Below are 21797 nucleotides of genomic sequence, written 5' to 3' on the forward strand. Positions count from 1 at the left end.
GCCTTGGCGCAAGGGTCAGGAAATAGGAAGTCGGCCTCAGCGGGAGGGCACCTGGGTACCCTCCCCTGCCCCTTAGCGGACGGTGAACTGCACGTGCAGAATGATGTCGTTGAGGCGTTCCAGCAGTGCTCGCTGATCGCCCTGAGCCTGGTCGAAGTTCAACGTCATCTGGGTCTGGTCTTGGTCATCATCCGCCTTGGCGATGTGCAGCCCTTCGAACGGCAGCAACTGGTTACCTGGGCGGAATGCCGGGTAACCATTGAGCTGGCTGAACTGGCCGTTGTCCTGCATGGCATGGGAGATGTTCATCTGCTCACAGCCCGCAGGCAGGCCTTGAGTACTGGTCAACAGCCGTGCATGCACATCTTGGTAGGGGCCCAGCAAGGCTGGCAGCGAGACGGCAATGCTGCGGATGCGTCGCGAAGCTGCAGTTTCGAAGCCTGCTGCCAGGTTCAACGTTTTAAGGCCGAACTGGATCGATAGCATGCCGTTTGCAGCCAGTGCAAAGCTGCTGTTTTCAAGCGTGTCATCGACCTCAACTGTTTGACCGTCAAGCAGCGCCTTGACCGCCTCACCCAGGGTTACGGCTTGCTCTTGCGAGCTGAGCTTGCCGTCGAAGAGCCTGGCCAGTGACACCGTGCGCGTGACCTCAAGCTCGCGCTTCTGCCATTTGACCCAGGCCGTTTCCATCTGCCCCAGTGCCAGCATCAGCCCCTCACCACACAGCAAACCCGACCAGGCGCTGTTCCAGGTGCCGGTGCGCAGGTACAAAGCCGCGTCGCCTTTTTCCCACTGCAGGGCCTTTTGTGCCATCAGGCAGCGCGACACGGTGAGGTCGTAATAGGTGTAGAAAATGCTCGCCAGGCGTGCGCGCAGCCAGCTGTACATGGCCTTGCCAGTGTACTTGCCTTGGAACAAGGCAAGCTGGGCCTGTGAATGGGCAGCTTGGGTGTTCAAGTGAGCAATGTGCATATGGGCGGAGGTTTCACGTACTGCCAGGGCATCGAGTTGAGCCTGTACGGTCGCCATCTGTTTCTCTGCCGACTCATACTGGAACTTCCAGTCAGCGCGACGGCGCGCGAAGGCCTCCTCTTGGCTAAGGCGCGATGCCTTGAGGCCACACACTTTCGAGCGCGCGCCAAAGCCGTAGGCAACGGCCTTCAAGGCGTCTTCCGGTTTACCGCCACCGTTGGCGAAACCAAAGATCTTGGGGAAGGCGGCAATGATCGAAGCCCCTGCCATGAGGGCAGATTCAGCCGCACCTGCCTGTTCAGACTCGGTTCGCAACTTCAGCGCAAGGTGCTCGCGATCAGAGATGTTCCTTTGGTAGAGGTTCAGGTAGTGATTTCGACTGGCCGTGGCCGCCACCAGCGAGCTTTGCAAGGTCACGCGGTCGGCTGCCAGCTCCTTGAGAGTGTGCTTGAACAGCGCCACATTGCTCTCGGCAAGCTCCGCGCCCTGGCTGGCCAGCAAGCCTGCCAACGCATCGGCATCCTGGCGCTCGAGAATCCATTGCAGCTCGCTGCCAAAATGAATCAGCTGGGCGGCCATGCTGCGGGCGCCGTCGAGCAACACGGTGAAGCGCAGCGCCGGCACGTCTTTGACTTCCGTAAGGCCACGTTCGCCACTGGCCTCTGCTGCCACTGCAGCGGCCAGCAACGCCTTGGGATCGGCCGGTGTGGCGTAGAGCGGCAAGCTTAGCGGCTGGCCATCGAGGGTCAGGTTGTGGCGCAGGTTGTACTGGCGAATGCGCAGCGCCTCCCAGTAACCGAGCAGGGTCCGGTTGACCTCTGGCAGAAACGGGCTTTCGCCGGGCACTGCGGCCTGCCCCAACACGGGTTCGTTCCAGCCCGTTGCCGGCGGGGCCCAGGGGGCGTCGCCCAGCAGGCTCACCGCGCGCTGATACCAGACGCGGGCTTCGCTGAGGGTGTCGCGCTGCAGCTTACGGTAAGCGGCATCGCCGCGGCCGATGCAAATGTCCAGCAGGCGCATGAAGACGTTGTACTTGTAGTGCATCGGGTCGTTCTGCGCCACAGCATCCGGGTCGAGCGACTTCAGGGGGTCGTCGTTCCAGCTGCTGTCTTCTTCCAGCGGCCGTACATTCCACATCCGCTGTGTGCCTACGCCGGATACTGAGTAGCCAGCCGGGTTGAACACGTACTTCAGCCACTGTTCGGCAAGGTCAAAGCGTTCTTCCTGAAGGAAGCGCTGCATGACCAACATTGGGGTGTAGTAGAACAACTCCCAGAAATACAGGGCATTGGCGCCGGTGAAATCCATGCTATCCGTGTCGTTCCTGCCAAACACCTGCACACTGTCGACATTGTCCTTGAGCAGCACTTGGCCGGTAGATGCCACATCAGAGTCACGCTGAATTGCCAGGGTCTCGCTTGAGATCATGATGCTAAGGCCTGATATGGCCTTGTTGTGTTTAGCGCTGTATTTCGTTTCCAAGTGGTAGGACTGTTGCCCGACATACCGCTGATCCGACTCGAACATCATGCTGGCGAGCACCTTGGCGTTGTCGCTGAGCTGGCCCCTCCACAGCAAGGTGCGCTCCTCTTTGTCGGTAGCAAGCCAGACTTCGGCCCAGCGCTCTGGGCCGTGATACGAAGGCTTGTACACCGGAAGCGTCAGACGCACGACGACGCCAAGTTTCGGCTCGGGCATGTGCTGGGTGTCGTAGTTCAGGATTGAGTCGATCCCTGAGACCGCCTTTACCGTCAGCTCCCGAGCGAACAGGGTGTTGAGGCGGGTTACCTGCCCTCTGTGCGCCAGATACTGAGCGCCTTGATCAGTGGCACCGATGATGGCGGTCTTGAGTACATCGGCATCTTTGTAAACCTTGACGGTGTAGTTGCGGGTATTGCCGTTGCCGAACTGGAACTCGATGCGGTGCAGGGCTTCGCTACCCCCATCCCACTCGCTGATGTCGCCCATGGGTGCAGTGGTGTTCAACTGTACCTGCGCCGGCCCTTGTGACAGATCGTACTCCTGGTTGGCCTTTACGGTTTTAAAGCGCGTGCCATCGACGCTGTAGATGCGGCACAACACTTCCTCAGCAGGAACGCTGCCAAGCAGGTTCAGGTAATCCTGAGGGTAGAAGGTGTCTTCCCTTGCGATCTGTGTGTAGCCCAAAACCGCAGGTGTAAGTCTTGGTGGAGGGGTTCCGCCCGTGCTCTCATCAAAGAGCAGAGTCATGCGAGTCATCGGGTCACTGGTCGCAATTGTGAAGCGTGCGACCACTGCGTTCCCGGCACTGCTCTCAATCTTCTTCAACGAAGCCCAATACATAGGGTTCATGTGGTTAGAGACAAGTGTGATAGAGCTACTGTTAGGCCCGAAGTAGGAACTCATTTGTGACGCACTGATAATCAGATAGCCATAATACAAGCTGCCTTCTTTACGCACCAGCAATGCACCCCCATCACTGCGTAACAGGCCTTGTGTTGCATTTGTTTCTGTGCCCAATGCAGGGTATTGCGCAATGAGGACCGCAAGCCATTTATTTTCAATGGCTGGCCGCTTTGACGTTACCGACAACTGGCTGCGAAAATACAGGCTGTAGGTATTCCCAACCTCCCCTGCACCACCGATAACCTTGGCTTCATCGAGCCTTGCTTCAAATTGCGTAAAACCGCCGGGCGTACCGTTCCCGTCAGCGACCGGCATGCGATCTTCCGCAGTTGGCAGCTCCAGCCCTTCGAACACCGCGCACATGCCGGTATCAATAGTGGTATCCAGCCAGTGCTGCACCGGCCCCAGGAACAGTTCGACACTGCCCAGCGTGCTGCTGCTGAAGTTCTCGGAAATCTCCAAGCCGGCAACAGTAGAAGCTTCGCTAACTTTCTCTGCAGACCGATCATAGATGACTGCCAGCAGCCCATCACGTTGCGGCCAGGCGGCAAGAAACAACGAGAAGTTTTCCAGAACTGTTTCTTTGCCAATATCGACCACGAGCGGATACTCGATGGGCACGCTCCACTTGCCGTCATAACGCAGCCAGGCCAGCTTGAACGTCCAGCTCCACTCACGCAGTTTTGGCTGCCCGTTGTCATCGCGGGTAATAATTTGCTCCTGGCGCTCTACCCAGCCCAGATGCAAACGCCCGCGGAACACCACAGGCCGAATCAGGCGCCCTTGCACTTGCGGGGCCAGTTCGATTTTTGTCCAGGCGGTCCAGGCATTGGCTGGCAGCACGCCTTCTGGGGCACGCTTGGCTTCGTCTACCGTGCGCCACCAGTACTGGTGAGGCTGGCTGCGGCTACGCCCGATAAACCAGGATTTGCCCGTGTCGGCTTCGCGGCTGTCGTGGTAGCCACTGATAGTCTCCAGGTTGGCCACCTCCTCGAACGCACTCAGGTAGCCCTGGAAGGCATCGCCCACGGTATCGTCATTGATCTGCGCCTGCCCCAGCGTTTGCAGCATGTCGTCCATTGCCGGGGTTTGCCCCAGGCGCACTGTCGGGTCGATGTAGTTTTCTGGGTAGTACATCAGCATTTGCCCTGCAGCCCAGTTGGCATAGCTGGCGTTCCAACGCGTCCAGTCCTTGAAAAACTGGCGACCAAGGACAGCATGGCGCACGTTGGCCGGGTCTTCTGGGGTCGACAGGGTGCAGTGGATGAACTGCTGCAGGGCCGACATCGCTTCGGCGATACGGCTGCTTATCACCTGTTCGGCATTCAGCACGTCGATCAACAGGTGCTTGTTCAGCGCTTCGACAGTGAAGTGCTCTTTCGCGCCCAGCACGCCCGTCAGCGCCAGGCTGAGCGGCCGCTCCGTGGCGGCATGGGCCGCCGTGACCTGCGACGGGTTCAGGCCTGCCTGAAACGCGTCTGCCATCTGCCGCCATTCGGCCCAGTCGTCGTCCTGGGCCAGCAATTTTGCCAGGGTGTCCGGCATCACGGCATAGGCTTCGGTCAGTTTCGCCCATTGCATCAGCAGTTCGATTTCCTGCCAGCTGTGGACCTTTGTCGGCTCTTTCAGCTCGTCTTGGTCATGTGCGTGCACAGCCGCCTGCGCCAATGTCGCTTGAGCAACACCGGTCGTCATAGAAAGCTGGGGCAACGACACGCCTGCACCTTCACCAAGTGCCGCCAGCAGTGCGCCACCTGCGCCTGATTGGTCCGCTAGCTTGCTTAGCCAGTCACTGAAGTTGCCGAGCGCCATGACGGTCTGGACATCCCGCAGCAAGCCAGCACTGCCACTGTGCCCGGCGTTGGCTGCCAGCAACTGCGGCTTTTCCACCAACAGGAGCAGCGCATCGCCTGTGACGCCGCATCCATGTGCGATGAGCGCCATTTGCGCGAGGGTGTAGGCAAAGTCGACCAAGGCACGCTCATGCGGGGCCGATGGGTCGGCCTTGAGCAGGCGTTCGCAAGCCTGCTGCAGCGTAAGCCCACTCGGCTCGGCACGGTTTACCCAGTTCAACAATGCTTGCGCTAACGCATCACCACTGAGGTTGAACGTGGAGGCGATCAAGGGCGACAGCACGCCTAATAGATCCTGCACGGTCGGTGCTTCGGGTGGTGCTTCGGGTGGTGCTTCGGGTAGTTGCGCGGCGCTCAAGGCGGCCTTCATGGCGTTGAGCAGATTGCCGACTTCGGTACTGGCTGGGATGGCCTCGACAGCGCGGGTCATCAGTTGCAGATCGTGAACGGTCCAGCCATGGGCAGCCATCCAGTCGGTGGTACTGCGCACCTCCTGCAACAACAGCTGCCATCCGCTGTTGTCCAGCGAGTGCATCGGATGCGGCGCGCCCATCATCTGCAGCAGTTGGCGCAGCTCGGTAAGCGTCAGACCGTGATGCCGAGCCCACAGGCTCAAGGTGTACAGCGCGGACAAATGGGACATGATGACATTCATGCCGACGTCGGCATCCGCAAGACCACTGATAAGCCGGCCCAGCTCGAGCAGCCCTTCGTCATCGGTTTGGCAGGCACGCTTGAGGGTTGCCTTGATGTCGGCATGCTCGCTGGCATGGTCCGGGTGCAGGCGCAGCCGCGTATTGTCTCTGATCAAACCGCCCGCAACCAGTGGCGGGTCATTGAACAGGCGGTCGAACTGGCTTTTTTCAGTGCCGTCGGACGCTTCGGAGATAAACCCCCTGGCCATGAGCAGCGCGTCCTGGTGATCGATGCCGTAACGCTTCACTGAATGGGCGGTGCGGAAAACAACGGCCAGCGTCTGGTCGGTGATCTGGCTTGGGTCGACGCTGTTTATGATGTCTTGCAGTGCCCGTGGGGACAGCTGGGTCACTTTGTACAGGCGAACGATCTTGTTCAACTGAAGCAGGTACGCTGCGATCGACAACCGCGTGCAGGTAATATTTAACGTGCTTTCACAGCTCTCATCGTTAGCGCTGCGGGACCGCGTCCATTTAGCCGTAAGCTCGGCCTCGGCCGGCACGTCGGCCCATTCGAAACTGTGGCGATACTCGACATCAGGCGCATAGTGGTCGAGCCCATAATCTGACGCTTTCAATTCAAATTCAAAAGGACCGCTGAGTTCAAATTTAACAACGCGATTGATCTGAAACTTGAACGCCAACTGCCAGGTGCCGTTATGCAATGGATACAGTCGAACATAACGCATATTGGGAGGCGTATCACTCAGCGTCAACTGGATGATTTCGTCATCGGCACGTGCAGTTAGCGTGCGCCCAATGTATTCAGCTTTATCCATTTCCCCCATGAAGCCTTGCAGCTCAGCATCTGTCAGGCCAAACCAACTGCGCAAGCGCGCGGGCTGCATCATGGAGGTTGGCGTCATGCCAGGGAAGTACTTGATAAACTGCGCCTCAGCACTCTCCTCGTTGATTTCGTCCGTCAATAAACAGCGCAACGCGGGCGAGATATCGTAGTGAAGGCAAGCCAGTGCCGCGTCATCCAGATGTTTGGCGAAACGGGGGGCCGCCAGCAAGTGCGACAAATCCGCATCGTTCTGGACGAACACCTGACGCAGGCGGTTGTAATGATGATGGTACGGCGTAGTGCTAGTACCGACATCAGTCGACAGGGCTTCAAGGAGCTGGTCGTTATTCAACGCCGGGCTGCCCGGCTGGGTAAGCGCCGCAATCGCCCGGCTCAGCAAGATCTCATTGGACAGGCTGAGGGCACTGATCGGCGTGTCCAGATTGTTCTGGCTGAGTACCAATTGCCGCAGGTCGGGGCGGCGTTCGTCGATATGCCAGGGGTTTTTCGCGGGATACAACTCCTTCGCCTGTTTATACAGCTCTGCCAGGTAAGCCGCCGGCGAAAACATCGAGGCCACATCTCCAGGGGCACAGTAGGGTCCTGGGCGCTCGATCGGCCCATCGTTAACGTGCTGGAGGCTCTGCGGCACAAGCGGAGAATGACGGATGATGATACTTTTCTCATCGAGCAGTGTTTGGTTGCGTGCCCGGCGTACGTGGTCATGTAACTGGCGAGCCTCGTCCATATCAACCATATCGCCCAATTGCTCACGCAGTTCTTCGGCAGATAGATCGCCCATAGACGCCAGCGAATCGACCTTCAACTTGCTCATGAGAGACTTACTCTGTTCAGAAAAATCTTGAATCATTAGATAACCTTGCCGCAATAAACCACTAGACAAGCCCACCCCCTGGGCGAGCAACTTTTTAACTTGGCGAGCCAATTCAAACGCGCCAACACTAATGGATCACTCCTGAAAAAAGACCTCTCAGAACTACTAGCTAGTAACTGTAACCCTCGAAAACATGCCGTCAGTTTTATTCCCTCATGATGTAAGCGTTTTCAGAACGCCCTCTCCAGACAAGCGCCCACGTCCTATCAATTGTCATGACTGTAATATCGCGCCCCGACCGCACTGAGCATCATGTACACAAGACAAACATGCTCAGAGGCACCCCTCATGTACCGTGGATTCTGGTATGCCCAGGCGCTGGACCTGGACAGCGACCTCGCCCCTGCCCTGCAGGAATCGATTCAAGCCGACGTGTGCATTGTCGGCGGTGGCTTCCTTGGCCTGTGGTCGGCCATCCGCCTGAAGCAGGCCCACCCGGAAAAAACCATCGTCATCGTCGAACGCGACCGTTGTGGCTCGGGCGCCAGCGGGCGCAACGGTGGCGTGGCCACCAACTGGTGGGGCAAGTACCTGTCGGTGCGGACCATTTGCGGCGACGTCGAGGCGCGGCGCATCTGCGAGGCTGCAGAGTCGGCCATCGATGAGATCGGCAGCTTCTGCCAGGAACACGGCATCGACGCGCAGTACCGCAAGGATGGCTGGCTGTGGACGGCCACCAACCAACGCCAGATGAACTCCTGGCGGGTGCTGACCGATGGCCTGCAAAAGCTAGACGTCAACCCGTTCCAAGAGCTTGACCGCCAGACCATTCGCGGGCGCGTCGGCTCACCGCTGGTACTGGGTGGCATCTATGACCCCAACGCCGCCACCGTGCAGCCCGCCATGCTCGCGCGGGGCCTGCGCCGGGTGGCGCTGAAGCTTGGCGTGCAGATCTTCGAGAAATCGCCATTCACCCACCTGCAACGTGGCGCCAACCCGGTGGTGCACACCGCCAAGGGCCATGTGAAAGCCAAGCACGTGGTGCTGGCACTCAACGCTTGGGGCGCGCAGTTCCCGGAGTTGCGCCGGATGATCGCGATCATGTCCAGCGACATGGTGGCGACAGCACCCGTCAAGGCCAAGCTCGATGCCATCGGTTTCAGCCGCGGCGAATGCATGACCGACTCGCGCACCGTGCTCAACTACTGGCGCAACACCCCTGATGGCCGCGTAGTCTTCGGCAAGCCGCTGGGCCAGTTCGCTTATGCCGGACGCATCGGCAACCTCTACGAGAAGCCTTCCCCTGCTGCCGACAAGGTGGCTGCCGAGCTGCGCCGGCTGTACCCGCAACTTGCCGATGTACCGGTCGTCAGCAGCTGGACCGGCCCCATCGACCGGGCCATGAAGGGCTTGCCGAACTTCGGCTACCTCGATCACCACCAGAACATCAGTTACGGCATCGGCTTCTCTGGCAATGGCGTGGCCACCACCGTGTTTGCCAGCCGCATCATCAAGTCGCTGGTCGAGCATGCCAATGACGAATGGGCCAACTGCGGCCTGGTCAACCAGAAGATGAAGATGCTGCCGCCAGAGCCGTTCCGCTTCTTTGGCGCGCACATGGTGCGTGATGCCCTGGTCCGCAAGGAATCCCTCGAAGACCATGATCAGGACGCCGGTTTCCTCACCCGTCGCCTGGTGGCCATGGCCCCGGCCGGCTACGTGCCGGCCCAGAAAAAATAAGGAAACGGACCGTGAGCGAACATATCGTACTGCTCGACGACGAGGGCCTGGCGCCCTCCACCCGCCTCAAGCACCCGGCCTGCGAGCACACCTGGCAGCAGTTTGCCTACACCCACCCCGAGCAGGTGCTCGAACACCTCAAGGACGCAACCATCGCCTTTACCTGCAGCGTGCCGCTGCGTGAGGAACACCTGCGCCAGTTGCCGAAACTGAAGATGATTTCGCTGGCCCTCACCGGCCGCGATATCGTCGATGTCGATTACTGCGATGCCCATGGCATCGAAGTGGCCAGTGTGCCGGGCTATGCCGCCAATACCGTGGCCGAGCACAGCCTGGCGATGATCCTCGAACTGTTCCGCCGCCCGGCCGCGTTCACGCGTTTGATGCGCCAGGTGCATGCCGGCGAGAAGCCGCAGCAGAACATCTACTTCAACCACCGCATCCGTGACGTGCGCGACAAGCAACTGGCAATCATCGGCAGCGGCCCGATCGCCCTGCGCCTGGCGCACCTGGCGCGGGCCTTTGGCATGCAGGTGCTGTTCGAAGACCGTGGCGGCAAGCGCCAGGGGCCGGACTGCCGACCGCTGGCCGAACTGCTGCGCAGCTGCGACGTGCTGTCGATCAACTGCCCGCTGACGCCCGACACCTACAACCTCATTGGTGCCGAACAACTGGCCCTGATGAAGCCCGACGCCCTGGTGGTCAACACCGGCCGTGGCGGCGTGGTCAACGAAGCCGCGCTGATCCAGGCACTGCGGGCCGGCCGCCTGGGCGGCGTGGCGCTGGATGTGGTCGAGCATGAGCCGCTGCACCCGAGCAACCCGCTGTTCCAGCTGATCGAGCGTGATGATTTCCTGCTCAACCCGCACATCGCCTGGAGCAGTGAAGATGCCATGCAGCAATTGATGGACAGCGCCGTGGACAACATCAGCGACTTCGTCGCCCGCCAAGCCAACGTAAAAAGGAGCCGAACCGCATGACCCTGGTCACCAAGAGCAGCTATGTCGATGGCGCCTTCGTCGCCCCAGGCGGCAGCGATGTGCTGGAAAACCGCAACCCGTCCAACCCGAGCGACGTGGTCGAGCGCTTCGCCCGCGCCGATCAGGCACTGACCGAACAGGCCCTGCTTGCTGCCCGCCGCGCTGCTCCCGGTTGGGCGCGCAGCAACCCGCAGCAACGCGCCGATGCACTGGACTTTATCGGCAGCGAAATCCTCGCACGCCGAGAAGAACTGGCCACGCTGCTGGCCCGCGAAGAAGGCAAGGTGGTGCGTGAGGCACTGGGCGAAGTCGACCGTGCCGGCCGCTCGTTCAAGTTCTACGCCCAGGAAGCCCTGCGCGCCGAAGGCGAAAAATACCCGTCGGTACGCCAGGACGTAGGCATCGACGTGTTCACTCAGCCGCTGGGCGTGATCGCCATCATCGCGCCGTGGAACTTCCCGATCGCCATCCCGGCCTGGAAGATTGCCCCAGCCCTGTGTTTCGGCAACTGTGTAGTGTTCAAGCCGGCCGAATTGGTGCCCTCGTCAGCCTGGGCGCTGGCCGAAATCATCTCGCGGGCCGGTTTGCCCGCCGGTGTGTTCAACCTGCTGATCGGGCCGGGCCGCAGCGTGGGTGACACCCTGATCCGCTCGCCGCTGGTCGATGGCATCAGCTTCACCGGCTCCGAGCACACTGGCCGGCAGATCGCCAGGCTGGCGGCCGATGGCATGAAGAAAGTGCAACTGGAGATGGGAGGCAAAAATCCATTGATCGTACTGGACGATGCGAACCTGGAGCAGGCCGTGGAGGTGGCATTGAACGGCTCGTTCTACAGCACCGGCCAACGCTGCACGGCTAGCTCCCGGGTGATCGTCACCGTGGGTATTCATGACGCGTTCGTGGCGCGCCTGGCCGAGCGTACCCGGGCGCTGAACGTGGGCGATGCATTGCAGCCCACCACCGACATAGGCCCCGTGGTCGATAGCCGGCAGTTGGAGCAGAACCTGTCGTACGTGGCCTCAGGCCTTGAGCAAGGCGCGAAGCTGGTGTGCGGCGGGGAGCGCATCGACAACGAGGCTGGGGCATACCTGTTCACGCCCGCGCTGTTCACCGACGTGACGCCGCAGATGCGCATCTACCGCGAAGAAATCTTCGGCCCGGTACTGAGTGTGCTGAAGGTGCGTGACTACGACGAGGCGTTTGCGGCTGCCGAGGACACCGCGTTTGGTTTGTCGGCCGGGATCGTCACCACGTCGCTGCGCCATGCCGAGCATTTCAAGCGCAACAGTTCGGCGGGCATGGTCATGGTCAACCTGCCCACGGCAGGGGTGGATTACCACGTGCCATTTGGTGGCAATGGTGCATCGAGCCTGGGCTTACGAGAGCAAGGCACCCATGCACGGCAGTTCTTCACCCGGGTAAAAACCACGTACCAGCTGGCCTGACCTTACGCACTGTGTAGGAGCAGCCTTGTGCTGCGAAGAGGCCGGTGATTGCAGCACAAAAGTTGGTGTGTCATCACCGGCCTCTTCGCAGCACAAGGCTGCTCCTACCCAAGACCCAAGACGCAAAACCGTGCATGTCCAGCGCGTGCGGCAGTCCCCAGGCAAAGATTGAACTACTCGCACTCCCAAGCGCTCTTACTCAGTGAGTGGTTTATTTCCTTGGGCTTGACGCTACTGGAGAACACACTATGCGCCACCTATTCCTCGCCCCCGCGCTGCTGCTCCTGCTGCCTGCCGGTGCTGCCCTGGCCCGCGTCGATGCGGGCGACGTGGCCACCTCGGCCGGTGTTTCCGCTTCGCTGTATTCGACCTTCAAGGACGATAAACGGATCATCCCGGCCCGTGACGAGCTGTCTGCCTTCGTCGCCAGCGGCGGTGCTATCCGCGGTGCCTACGTGGAATCGGCGCTGGAACAGGCACGCAAGGACCACCCCGGCCTGCAGGCCAATGACGAAGAACTGGCCCGGGCCATTCTCTCCCAGGACGATCCTGTAGCAAATCATTGAAACCTTGCCCGCCGCACACCCACGCCTGCTTCTCTTTGCAGATTGAGCAGGCGTGGGTGTGCTGCGGGCACACGCAGGCTGAAGGGGTGATACGCTTCCAACGACAATAACAATTGCCGCCGAGTGAGCCCCATGAACATCCTCTACGACGAGCGGGTCGATGGAGCGCTGCCTGACGTGGACCTGCCCGCCCTGCTCAAGGCCCTGCGCGATGCGCTGCCGGACCTGACTATTCTTCATCGCGCAGAAGACCTCAAACCCTACGAGTGTGACGGCCTCTCCGCCTACCGGACGGTGCCCCTGCTGGTGGTGCTGCCCGAACGCCTAGAACAGGTTCAGACCTTATTGCAACTCTGCCACCAACGCGGCGTACCGGTGGTGGCGCGCGGTGCCGGCACCGGGCTGTCCGGGGGTGCCCTGCCATTGGCCAAAGGCATCCTGCTGGTAATGGCGCGCTTCAACCGCATTCTCGAGATAAACCCCGAGGGGCGCTTCGCCCGTGTTCAGCCCGGGGTACGCAACCTGGCGATCTCCCAGGCTGCCGCACCCCATGGCCTGTACTACGCCCCCGACCCGTCTTCGCAAATCGCCTGCTCCATCGGCGGCAACGTGGCCGAAAATGCCGGGGGCGTGCATTGCCTCAAGTACGGTTTGACCGTGCACAACCTGCTCAAGGTGGAGGTTCTCACGGTGGAGGGTGAACGCCTGACACTGGGCAGCGACGGCCTCGACAGCCCCGGTTTCGACCTGCTGGCACTGTTCACCGGCTCCGAAGGCATGCTCGGCATCATCACCGAAGTGACCGTCAAGTTGCTGCCCAGGCCCCAGGTGGCGCGGGTGTTGCTCGCCAGCTTCGACTGCGTCGAGGACGCCGGCAGGGCAGTGGCCGAGATCATCGGCGCCGGGATCATCCCCGGCGGGCTGGAGATGATGGACAACCTGGCGATTCGCGCTGCCGAGGACTTTATCCACGCAGGCTACCCCGTGGACGCCGCGGCGATCCTGCTGTGCGAACTCGATGGTGTCGAAGCCGATGTGCATGACGACTGCGAGCGGGTCGCGGCCGTGCTGACCCAAGCCGGCGCACGCGAGGTGCGGCTGGCCTGCGACGAGGCAGAACGCGCGCGCTTCTGGGCCGGGCGCAAGAATGCCTTCCCCGCAGTAGGGCGCATTTCACCTGACTACTATTGCATGGATGGCACCATCCCACGCCGCGAGCTGCCCCGCGTACTCAAGGGCATCAGCGCACTGTCCGAACAGTACGGTTTGCGCGTGGCCAATGTGTTCCATGCCGGCGATGGCAACATGCACCCGCTGATCCTGTTCGATGCCAACCTGCCCGGCGAACTGGAACGCGCCGAAGCCATTGGCGGCAAGATCCTCGAACTGTGCGTGGCGGTAGGCGGCAGCATCACCGGCGAGCACGGCGTCGGGCGGGAGAAGATCAACCAGATGTGCGCGCAGTTCAACAGCGACGAAATCACCCTGTTCCACGCCGTCAAGGCCGCCTTCGACCCACAAGGGTTGCTCAACCCTGGCAAGAACATCCCCACCCTGCACCGCTGCGCCGAGTTCGGCACGATGCACGTGCACCACGGGCAATTGCCCTTCCCCGACCTGGAGCGTTTCTGATGGGCAAGGACCGCGACATCAGCCAGGCCCTGCTGGAGCAGGTCAACCAGGCACTGATCCTGGGCACACCGCTGCGAATCCAGGGCGGCAACAGCAAGGCCATGCTCGGCTGCCCGGTCGCCGGGGAAGTCATCGATACCCGCGGCCATCGCGGTATCGTCAGCTACGACCCCACCGAACTGGTGCTGACCGCACGCGCCGGCACGCCGCTGCAGGAAGTCGAGGCAGCGCTGCACGAGGCGGGCCAGATGCTGCCTTGCGAGCCCCCGCACCTCGGCCCCGAAGCGACCCTCGGCGGTGTCGTTGCGGCGGGGTTGTCCGGGCCACGCCGGCCCTGGGCCGGGGCGGTGCGCGATCATGTGCTCGGCACCCGGGTGATCACTGGCCACGGCAAACTGCTGCGTTTTGGGGGTGAAGTCATGAAGAACGTCGCCGGGTATGACGTCTCGCGGCTGATGGCCGGCAGTTTCGGTTGCCTCGGGCTGCTGACCGAGGTGTCGCTGAAAGTACTGCCGCGCCCGCGCCAATGCCTGAGCCTATGCCTGCCGATGGACCGTCACCAGGCGCTGGCGGCGCTTACCGCCTGGGGCCAGCAGCCGCTGCCGATCAGCGCGGCCTGCCATGACGGCGAGGCGCTGTACCTGCGCCTGGAAGGCGGTGATGGCTCGGTGCAGTCGGCACGCCAACGCCTGGGAGGTGACGTGCTCGACAGCTGTTTCTGGACCGACCTGCGCGAGCAGCGCCTGGCTTTTTTTGACGACCCGGCACCGCTGTGGCGGCTGTCCGTGCCCAACGCCACCGGGGAGCTGAACCTGCCCGGGCGGCAACTGATCGACTGGGGCGGCGCGCAGCGCTGGCTGAAGTCGAACGCGCCAGTGGAGTCGATTCGCGCAGCGGTTGCCAACGTCGGCGGCCATGCCACTTGCTACGCACCTGGCGAACAGAGCAGCGCACCGTTGCCCGCCGCCCTGCTGCGCTACCACAAAGCCCTCAAGCAGCAGCTCGACCCCCAGGGCATCTTCAACCCGGGCCGCCTGTACCCAGACCTATGAGGGCACACCATGCAAACCAACCTGAGTGAAGCCGCCAAACGCCTGCCCCGCGCCGAAGAGGCAGAACGCATTCTGCGTAGCTGCGTGCACTGTGGTTTCTGCACGGCCACCTGCCCCACCTATCAGTTGCTCGGCGACGAGCTGGATGGCCCTCGCGGGCGCATCTACCTGATCAAACAAGTGCTCGAAGGCGCACCGATCACCGCCAGCACGCAACTGCACCTGGACCGCTGCCTGACCTGCCGCAACTGCGAAACCACCTGCCCTTCAGGCGTGAAATACCACGATTTGCTGGACATCGGCCGCGCCGTGGTCGAACAGCAAGTGCCACGCCCGCTTGGCCAGCGCCTGCTGCAGGGAGGGCTGCGGGCGGTGGTGCCGCGCCCTGCGCTGTTCAAGGCCCTGTGCCGCACTGGGCAAGCCTTGCGCCCGGTGCTGCCGGCAACCCTGAAAAGCAAGCTGCCCGCCCAGGTGACCGCACCCGGCGTACGGCCGGCGCCACGGCATGCGCGCCGGGTGCTGTTGCTCGAAGGCTGCGTGCAGCCAGCGCTGTCGCCCAATACCAACGCCGCTGCCGCGCGCGTGCTGGACCGGTTGGGGATCAGCGTCGAACCGATTCGCGAAGCCGGTTGCTGTGGTGCGGTGGATTACCACCTCAATGCCCAGGCCCAAGGCCTGGACCGCGCCCGGCGCAACATCGACGCCTGGTGGCCGGCCATCGAAGCGGGGGCTGAAGCCATCGTGCAAACGGCCAGCGGCTGCGGCGCGTTCGTGCGCGATTACGGCCACTTGCTGGAGGCGGACCCGCGGTATGCCGCCAAGGCGGCGCGGGTCAGTGCCTTGTCTCGCGACCTGGTGGAAGTGCTGTGCGAAGCGCCGGTCGAGCAGCTTGGGCTGTGCGCCGAGCAGCGTGTGGCCTTTCATTGTCCGTGCACCTTGCAGCACGCGCTCAAGCTTGGCGGCGCGGTCGAAGGCCTGCTGACTCGCCTCGGTTTTAACCTGACCGCGGTGCCGGATGGCCATTTGTGCTGTGGGTCGGCGGGGGCCTATTCGCTGACCCAGCCTGAGCTGTCGCGGCAGTTGCGGGACAATCGATTGAAGGCCTTGGAGAGCGGCATGCCGCAGGTCATTGTTACCGCCAACATCGGTTGCCAGGCCCACCTTGCTGGGGCCGGGCGCACGCCGGTGCGGCATTGGGTTGAAATTGTTGATGCGGGTTTGGGTTTGGGTTTGGGGGCGGGATAGGTATGACGTTAGATGTGCAGCGCCTGGGAGACCGAGCGCCGCCCGCGCGGCGCTTCGCAGCACAAGGCTGCTCCCACATCTGTTTCGGGCCAGTGAGGCCTGTGATATTTGCGCGCGACCGCCTTGTTGGTCCAACTCGATATTGAGGTGGGCGGTAAGGGGCCGCGCGCCCATGGAATAGGAATAACTGGCCCGAAACAGATGTGGGAGCAGCCTTGTGCTGCGAAGCGCCGCGCGGGCGACGCTCGATCTCATAGGCGCAGAAAACCCCAAGGCTGAACACTTTCAGAAATCCCCCACAACCACGTCAGAAATGCCCTACTTGTCGCGCCTGACTGCTGAAAACATGATCCCTCTGGACGACTCAGAGGAGGCCCCCCGCATGCACCAGTCCGCTCGCCCCACCGCCGAACTGCGCCACACCCTGCGTGAACTGCTGGCCCACAAGGTCAGCAACCCTGATGACGACCCGCACCTGTCGGGTGTGCTGTTCTTCTGTGCCACCGACGAGCGCACCCGCCAGTTGATCGAGCGCATCGAGCTGCTGGCCAGCGAAGCCTTCTTCGACGCCAGTGGCCGCGCCATCACCCACCGGATGCGAGCGGCTGCGGTTGACGGGGTGCGTATCAAGCAAAAACACAAGGCACCGGCCGATGAAACGGTGATACGCATCGCCCTGCCCGACAAAGGCTACATCACGGTCAGCACGGCACGCTTGTAGGCCCACCACGGTGCATTGGCACTGTACGTCGAAGTGCGATCCGCTATCCTCAGCACTCCCCTGCACCGGATCGTTTCATGGAACTGCACATCCGCCTGGAAGGCCGTAAAGGCCTCGCCGACCAGCTCTACCAGCAACTGCGCGCGGGCATCGACAGTGGCCACCTGGCGGCCGGCAGCCAATTGCCGCCCACCCGGCTGCTGGCCGAACAACTGGGCGTGTCGCGCAAGACCGTGGCCGAAGCGTACTCCAGGCTTACCTATGACAACCTGCTCAGCGGTGTGGTCGGCCGTGGCACGTTTATCACTCCGCGCCACCCCCTGCGTTCGAACGAGGCAACGGCCATCCCCTTGGCGGCTGCGGCATCCCTCGAACGCTGGCAGCAACGCGCGACCGTGCTGGGCAGGCCGCAACTGCAAGCACCGTCGCGCTATGACTTCGTTGGCGGCGCTTCGAGCAAGACGCAGTTCCCGTTCGACCAGTGGCGCAGCTGCCTGAACTACGCCCTGCGCCGCAGCCAGCGGCACCCCGAGCGGCAGTTCTCTGCCCAGGGGCTGCCTGAGCTGCGTGAAGCCATCGCCCACCACATCGCCTACGCCCGCGGCGTGCATTGCAACGCAGCGGACGTGTTGGTGTGCAATGGCGCGCAACAGGCGCTGGACCTGATCGCCCGGGTGCTGATCGAACCGGGCTGCCCGGTGGCCATGGAAGACCCGGGTTACCCGCCGGCCCGTCAACTGTTCCTGGCCTTGGGCGCACGTCTGCAATCAATACCGGTCGATGATCAAGGGATGTGTGTCGAGCAGATCGCCGACGGCACGCGGCTGATCTACGTGACCCCGTCACACCAGTTCCCCCTCGGCATGCCGATGAGCGAGCCGCGCAGGCGGGCGTTATTGGCACGCGCCGCCGAGCTTGGCGCGTTGATCATCGAGGACGATTACGACTGCGAATTCCGCTACCAGGGGCCGCCCGCCGACGCCTTGCAGCGCCTCGACCGGCATGGCCTGGTGGCCTACGTCGGGACCTTCTCCAAGACCCTGCTGCAGGAGCTGCGCCTGGGCTACGCCGTGTTGCCGCCCGCGGTGCTGAAGGCCGCCTGCGTGGCCAAGCACCTGAGCGACTGGCACAGCCCGACCCTGCTGCAATGGGCGCTGGCGCGCTTCATCAGCGAGGGCCACCTGAACAAGCACATCCGCCGCTGCCACGATGTCTACAGTGCCCGCCGCGAGCGCATCCTCGCCCGCCTGGGCGGCGACCTGGCGCCTTGGTTCAGCGCCGTGCCGGCCAGCGCCGGTTTCCACCTGAGCGCATTGGCCAAGCCGGGGGTGGATGTCGAACTGCTGGCCAACCTCGCACGCAAGGTGGAGGTCGGCCTTTACTCGCTGGCACCCTTCTTCAGTGACGTGCCCGTGCGCCCTGGGCTGGTAATGGGCTTCGGCGCCATCGAACTGCTCGACATCGACCCCGCCCTTGACCGTGTTCGCGATACCCTGCAGCGCCTTAGCTGACCGACGCGGCCTGGCCGTTCGGCAACGAGCGGGCAATAGCTGCCGCATAGCCGCGTGGCGCGAAACAGGCCGTCACCAGCAACATCGCCACCACGGTCACGGTCAACAGCACCCACGACGCCTGGAAGTCGCCACTGACGTCACGCAGCCAGCCGGTGATGTACGGCACGATCCCGGTAATGATGAAGCCGATCCCTTGAACAAAGGCCGCCAGGCTCCCCGCTTCGGCGGGTGTTTTCAGGTGCTCCAGGGTCAGTGTCAGGCTCTGGCTGAAGCACGCCCCCAGGCCAAAGCCGATCATCGCCACCCACACGCCCATGCTCAGCGTGGGCGCCAGCAGCAGCCCAAGGAAGCCGGCCAGCTGGATCGAAAGCGCCAGCCACAAACCTGGCCGACGGTCCGCCCAGCGGCGCAGCAACAATGGCAGCCCCAGCGCGCCGGCAACCTGGAAGATCGTCATCAGCCCCACCAGGTCACCACCGCCCTGGGCGGTTCCGCCGTGCTCCAGGTGATAGGCCGGCAGCCAGGCGACCATGCTGGTATAGCCACCATTGATCAGGCCGAAATACACCGCCAGCAACCAGGCACGGCGGGTGCCGAACCAATGCCCGTCTGTGGCACCCGCCAGTGTCGGCGTAGCCTGCCGTGGCCGCAGCAGCGTCCAGGCCAGCAGCGCCACAAGCGCCGGGATCGCCCACAGGCCCAGCCCGGCCTGCCAATGGCCAAAGTACCCACTGATATGCGGGCCAAGCACCGCCGCCAGGCCGCCACCACTCATCAAGGCCGCGGAATACATGCCCATGGCCCCAGCCAGGCGGGTGGGGAACCAACGGTTGACCAACCCCGGCATCATGCCCTGGACCACCGCCACGCCGAGGCCGGCGACCACGGCGCTGGCAATCAATGCCCAGGCGCTGTCCAGTTGCAGGCGCCACAAGCACGCCAGCGCAATGGCCGACAAGCCGGCGAGCATGCCGCCATGTTCGCTGATCCAGCGCCGCAACCAAGGTTGCAACAACGGCACCAGGCCCATGCACAACACGGGCAGCGCGGTCAGCAGTGCGGCCTGCTGGTAGCCCAGGCCGGTGCTGGCGCGCATGGGTTCGAGCAGCGGCCCGACGCTGGTGAGGATCGGGCGCAAGTTCAGCGCCAGCAGCACCACCAGCAACAGATTCAAGGCAGTTCTCATTGCGTGTTAGCCTGCTTCCACTCAAGGTACAGGCCGGCTTCGCCACTGGGTTTCAGCGGCCGCAACGGCAGGCCCTGCTGTTGCGGTGGGCGCGCCATCTGCGCATACACCGCAGCGGTGGACAAGCCGTAAGGCTCGCCTTCATCGTTGTCATAAGCGAACCAGGCACGCTCGATGCCGCACAGGTGCATGGCCGCGAGGCACATCGGGCACGGGTGACCGCTGGCGTAGACCTCGGCACCGTCCAGACGAGCCTGGCCCAAGGCATGCGCGGCCTTGCGGATGGCCTGCATCTCGGCATGGGCGGTCGGGTCCTGGGTGCTGTGGATCTCGTTGACCGCGCGCGCCACCACCTGCCCCTGATAGACCAGCACCGCTCCAAAGGGCCGGCCACCGGCCTGAATGTTGGTGCGGGCCAGTTCGAGGGCTTCGCGCATATAGCGTTCATCGGACATGAATCGGTACTCCTTCTGCAAGACCTGGCCATTATCCCGGCTTGCCGGCCTTGGCAGAAATGAAGAGATTGGATGCCCCTCAGTGGCCACCTGAATGCCCGGATTGGCCTCCGGGCAAAGTGTGCGATTGGCTATCGGGCTGATCGCTGCACAGCGCTAAGGTAGCGCCATGTCCACCCAACACCTTCTGGAGAACACCATGAACACACGTATTGAATGGGCCAAGCACGCACCGGAAGCCTACAAAGCCATGGTCGGCCTGGAACAGGCCCTGGCCAAGTGCGGCCTGGAGAATTCACTGCTCGAACTGGTGCGCCTGCGCGCTTCGCAGATCAACGGCTGCGCCTACTGCGTCAACATGCATGCCAATGACGCACGCCAGGCCGGCGAAACCGAAGCACGCCTGCAAACGCTGAGCGTGTGGCAGGAAACCGCCTACTTCACTGCGCGTGAACGTGCCGCACTGGCGTGGGTAGAGTGCCTGACCCGGCTGCCGGAGCGCGGTGCGCCACAACCGGAATACGAAGCGCTGCAAGCGCATTTCGAGCCGCAGGAAGTGGTCAACCTGACGCTGGCCATCGCCACCATCAATGCCTGGAACCGCTTCGGCGTCGGCTTTGCGATGGTGCCGGCCTGATGGTGTCGGCTTAGACACTGCGCCCGGTCAACTTGGCTCGATAGCTGCCGGGGCTCTGCCCGGTCCATTTCTTGAACGCCCGGTGGAATGCACTGGGCTCCTGGAATCCAGCCTGCTCGGCAACCTCGGCGATGCTCAGCACCCCTTCGCGCAGGTGCTCGAAGGCCATCGCCCGGCGCACCTCGTCCTTTATCTGCTGGTACGAACGCCCCTCCCGCTCCAGCTGACGGCGGAACGTACTGGCGCTGATTCCCTGCACCTGCGCCAACGCGGCCAACGTCGGCCATTGCCCGTAGCGGCGTGCGCGCAGGTGGCGATAGACCTCGGCCACCAGGCCGTTCTGGTTACGAAAGCGAATGACCAGGCCTTGGGGGGCGCTGCGCAAAAAGGTCTTCAAGGCCGGCAGGTCCTGCACAACCGGCAGGCGCAGGTAGGCACTGTCGAACTCCACTTCGGTACGCCCACTGCCCAGGCGCAGGTCAGGCCCCCATAGCAGCAGGTCATCGTCCTGCGCAGGGCGCGATACCGCAAGCTCGGTGCGGTCGATGGCAATGCGCCGCCCTGCCAGCCAGCACAGCAAGCCGATCATCAGCACCAGGTAGGTTTCTTCGGCATACACACGCGTAACCGGGTCGGCAATGCTCGACTGCACGCTGATCACCGCCCTGCCGCCGCGTAGCGTGAGGCTACCGCGCAGGTCACGTAGGAACAGGCCAAAACCGCCCATGCACTGACGCAAGGCCTTTTCCAGGTTCGGCTCCTGAATCAGGCCACGGCAGATCAGGGCAAAGCTGCCCAGCGGCATGCCGTGGCTGTCGAGGCAGAAAAACTCGTCGTCCAACAGCTGGATCAGGGCCAGCCACAGCTGAGCGAATGCCTTGGCCGGCACGCGGGCCTGGGGCTGCTCGAGCAGTTGCGGGTCGATACCGACCGCACGCAGGTGTGCATCGCGCACGTCCGGGCGTTCGCGCAGGGCATGAAGCATGGCTTCGAGGAAGTACACGGCGACCGTATCGCTATCGCGCATGGCGGATTTCGCTGTCTATGCTGAGTGGCAAAAAGTGCCAGGTTGATTGAACAGATCCGGCATAGGCTCT

General features: G+C 62.7%; 14 protein-coding genes. 10 read left to right on the forward strand and 4 right to left on the reverse strand.

All coding sequences use genetic code 11. The features are described from left to right. Nucleotides 1-72: 72 nt before the first annotated feature. A complete protein-coding gene (locus OO306_RS00155) occupies nucleotides 73-7527 on the reverse strand; it encodes a neuraminidase-like domain-containing protein (protein WP_265967329.1) in 7455 nt (2484 codons plus the stop codon). 348 nt (nucleotides 7528-7875) lie between these two features. Here OO306_RS00155 and OO306_RS00160 point away from each other — a divergent pair, with 348 nt between their 5' ends. From OO306_RS00160 to OO306_RS00200, 9 genes are all read left to right on the forward strand, one after another. After that, entirely contained in the window at nucleotides 7876-9267 is a 1392-nt protein-coding gene (locus OO306_RS00160) for an FAD-binding oxidoreductase (RefSeq protein ID WP_265967330.1), read from the forward strand. A gap of 11 nt (nucleotides 9268-9278) precedes the next feature. Then, nucleotides 9279-10247 (forward strand): NAD(P)-dependent oxidoreductase, encoded by a 969-nt coding sequence (locus OO306_RS00165; RefSeq protein WP_265967331.1) that lies wholly within the window; start codon nucleotides 9279-9281, stop codon nucleotides 10245-10247. Then, complete coding sequence (locus OO306_RS00170; RefSeq protein ID WP_265967332.1) at nucleotides 10244-11692, forward strand: aldehyde dehydrogenase family protein; 1449 nt, start codon at nucleotides 10244-10246, stop codon at nucleotides 11690-11692. The genes OO306_RS00165 and OO306_RS00170 overlap by 4 nt, the downstream gene beginning before the upstream one ends. Before the next feature lie 248 nt (nucleotides 11693-11940). Further along, entirely contained in the window at nucleotides 11941-12258 is a 318-nt protein-coding gene (locus OO306_RS00175; protein ID WP_099429773.1) for a DUF2388 domain-containing protein, read from the forward strand. A 132-nt stretch (nucleotides 12259-12390) separates the two neighbouring features. Then, on the forward strand, nucleotides 12391-13890 hold the full coding sequence (gene glcD / locus OO306_RS00180; protein ID WP_265967333.1) for a glycolate oxidase subunit GlcD: 1500 nt from the start codon (nucleotides 12391-12393) through the stop codon (nucleotides 13888-13890). Further along, on the forward strand, nucleotides 13890-14942 hold the full coding sequence (gene glcE, locus OO306_RS00185; RefSeq protein WP_265967334.1) for a glycolate oxidase subunit GlcE: 1053 nt from the start codon (nucleotides 13890-13892) through the stop codon (nucleotides 14940-14942). The genes glcD and glcE overlap by 1 nt, the downstream gene beginning before the upstream one ends. Before the next feature lie 9 nt (nucleotides 14943-14951). Further along, complete coding sequence (glcF, locus tag OO306_RS00190; RefSeq protein ID WP_265967335.1) at nucleotides 14952-16187, forward strand: glycolate oxidase subunit GlcF; 1236 nt, start codon at nucleotides 14952-14954, stop codon at nucleotides 16185-16187. A gap of 382 nt (nucleotides 16188-16569) precedes the next feature. After that, on the forward strand, nucleotides 16570-16908 hold the full coding sequence (locus OO306_RS00195) for a hypothetical protein (protein ID WP_027593708.1): 339 nt from the start codon (nucleotides 16570-16572) through the stop codon (nucleotides 16906-16908). Nucleotides 16909-16985: 77 nt separating this feature from the next. Continuing rightward, nucleotides 16986-18419 carry a PLP-dependent aminotransferase family protein gene (locus OO306_RS00200; protein ID WP_027593709.1) on the forward strand — a complete coding sequence of 478 codons (1434 nt, stop codon included), beginning with the start codon at nucleotides 16986-16988 and terminating at the stop codon, nucleotides 18417-18419. On the opposite strand, the gene OO306_RS00205 is transcribed toward OO306_RS00200, so the two are convergent. Together OO306_RS00205 and OO306_RS00210 are read right to left on the reverse strand one after the other, a co-directional pair. After that, nucleotides 18412-19608, reverse strand: a complete 1197-nt coding sequence (locus OO306_RS00205) for a cyanate transporter (protein ID WP_265967336.1) — start codon at nucleotides 19606-19608, stop codon at nucleotides 18412-18414. The two genes, OO306_RS00200 and OO306_RS00205, sit on opposite strands and share 8 nt — an antisense overlap. Beyond that, a complete protein-coding gene (locus OO306_RS00210) occupies nucleotides 19605-20063 on the reverse strand; it encodes a nucleoside deaminase (protein WP_265967337.1) in 459 nt (152 codons plus the stop codon). The genes OO306_RS00205 and OO306_RS00210 overlap by 4 nt, the downstream gene beginning before the upstream one ends. 199 nt (nucleotides 20064-20262) lie before the next feature. Between OO306_RS00210 and OO306_RS00215 the strand changes: the two genes are divergently transcribed. Further along, complete coding sequence (locus tag OO306_RS00215) at nucleotides 20263-20700, forward strand: carboxymuconolactone decarboxylase family protein (protein ID WP_027593712.1); 438 nt, start codon at nucleotides 20263-20265, stop codon at nucleotides 20698-20700. 10 nt (nucleotides 20701-20710) lie between these two features. Here the strand turns inward: OO306_RS00215 and OO306_RS00220 are convergent, their stop codons facing one another. Next, nucleotides 20711-21727: an AraC family transcriptional regulator gene (locus OO306_RS00220; RefSeq protein WP_265967338.1), complete on the reverse strand. Its 1017-nt coding sequence runs from the start codon at nucleotides 21725-21727 to the stop codon at nucleotides 20711-20713. Nucleotides 21728-21797 lie beyond the last annotated feature (70 nt).

It is taken from the genome of Pseudomonas sp. DCB_AW (assembly GCF_026240895.1).
In the GTDB taxonomy this organism is placed as follows: Bacteria; Pseudomonadota; Gammaproteobacteria; order Pseudomonadales; family Pseudomonadaceae; genus Aquipseudomonas; species Aquipseudomonas kermanshahensis.

Coding starts and splice junctions, on each gene's coding strand:
- OO306_RS00210 (WP_265967337.1), bottom strand. CDS start 20,063: ATGTCCGATGAACGCTATATGCGCGAAGCCCTCGAACTGGCCCGCACC.
- OO306_RS00215 (WP_027593712.1), top strand. CDS start 20,263: ATGAACACACGTATTGAATGGGCCAAGCACGCACCGGAAGCCTACAAA.
- glcF (WP_265967335.1), top strand. CDS start 14,952: ATGCAAACCAACCTGAGTGAAGCCGCCAAACGCCTGCCCCGCGCCGAA.
- OO306_RS00170 (WP_265967332.1), top strand. CDS start 10,244: ATGACCCTGGTCACCAAGAGCAGCTATGTCGATGGCGCCTTCGTCGCC.
- OO306_RS00205 (WP_265967336.1), bottom strand. CDS start 19,608: ATGAGAACTGCCTTGAATCTGTTGCTGGTGGTGCTGCTGGCGCTGAAC.
- OO306_RS00160 (WP_265967330.1), top strand. CDS start 7,876: ATGTACCGTGGATTCTGGTATGCCCAGGCGCTGGACCTGGACAGCGAC.
- glcD (WP_265967333.1), top strand. CDS start 12,391: ATGAACATCCTCTACGACGAGCGGGTCGATGGAGCGCTGCCTGACGTG.
- OO306_RS00195 (WP_027593708.1), top strand. CDS start 16,570: ATGCACCAGTCCGCTCGCCCCACCGCCGAACTGCGCCACACCCTGCGT.
- OO306_RS00155 (WP_265967329.1), bottom strand. CDS start 7,527: ATGAGCAAGTTGAAGGTCGATTCGCTGGCGTCTATGGGCGATCTATCT.
- glcE (WP_265967334.1), top strand. CDS start 13,890: ATGGGCAAGGACCGCGACATCAGCCAGGCCCTGCTGGAGCAGGTCAAC.
- OO306_RS00200 (WP_027593709.1), top strand. CDS start 16,986: ATGGAACTGCACATCCGCCTGGAAGGCCGTAAAGGCCTCGCCGACCAG.
- OO306_RS00220 (WP_265967338.1), bottom strand. CDS start 21,727: ATGCGCGATAGCGATACGGTCGCCGTGTACTTCCTCGAAGCCATGCTT.
- OO306_RS00175 (WP_099429773.1), top strand. CDS start 11,941: ATGCGCCACCTATTCCTCGCCCCCGCGCTGCTGCTCCTGCTGCCTGCC.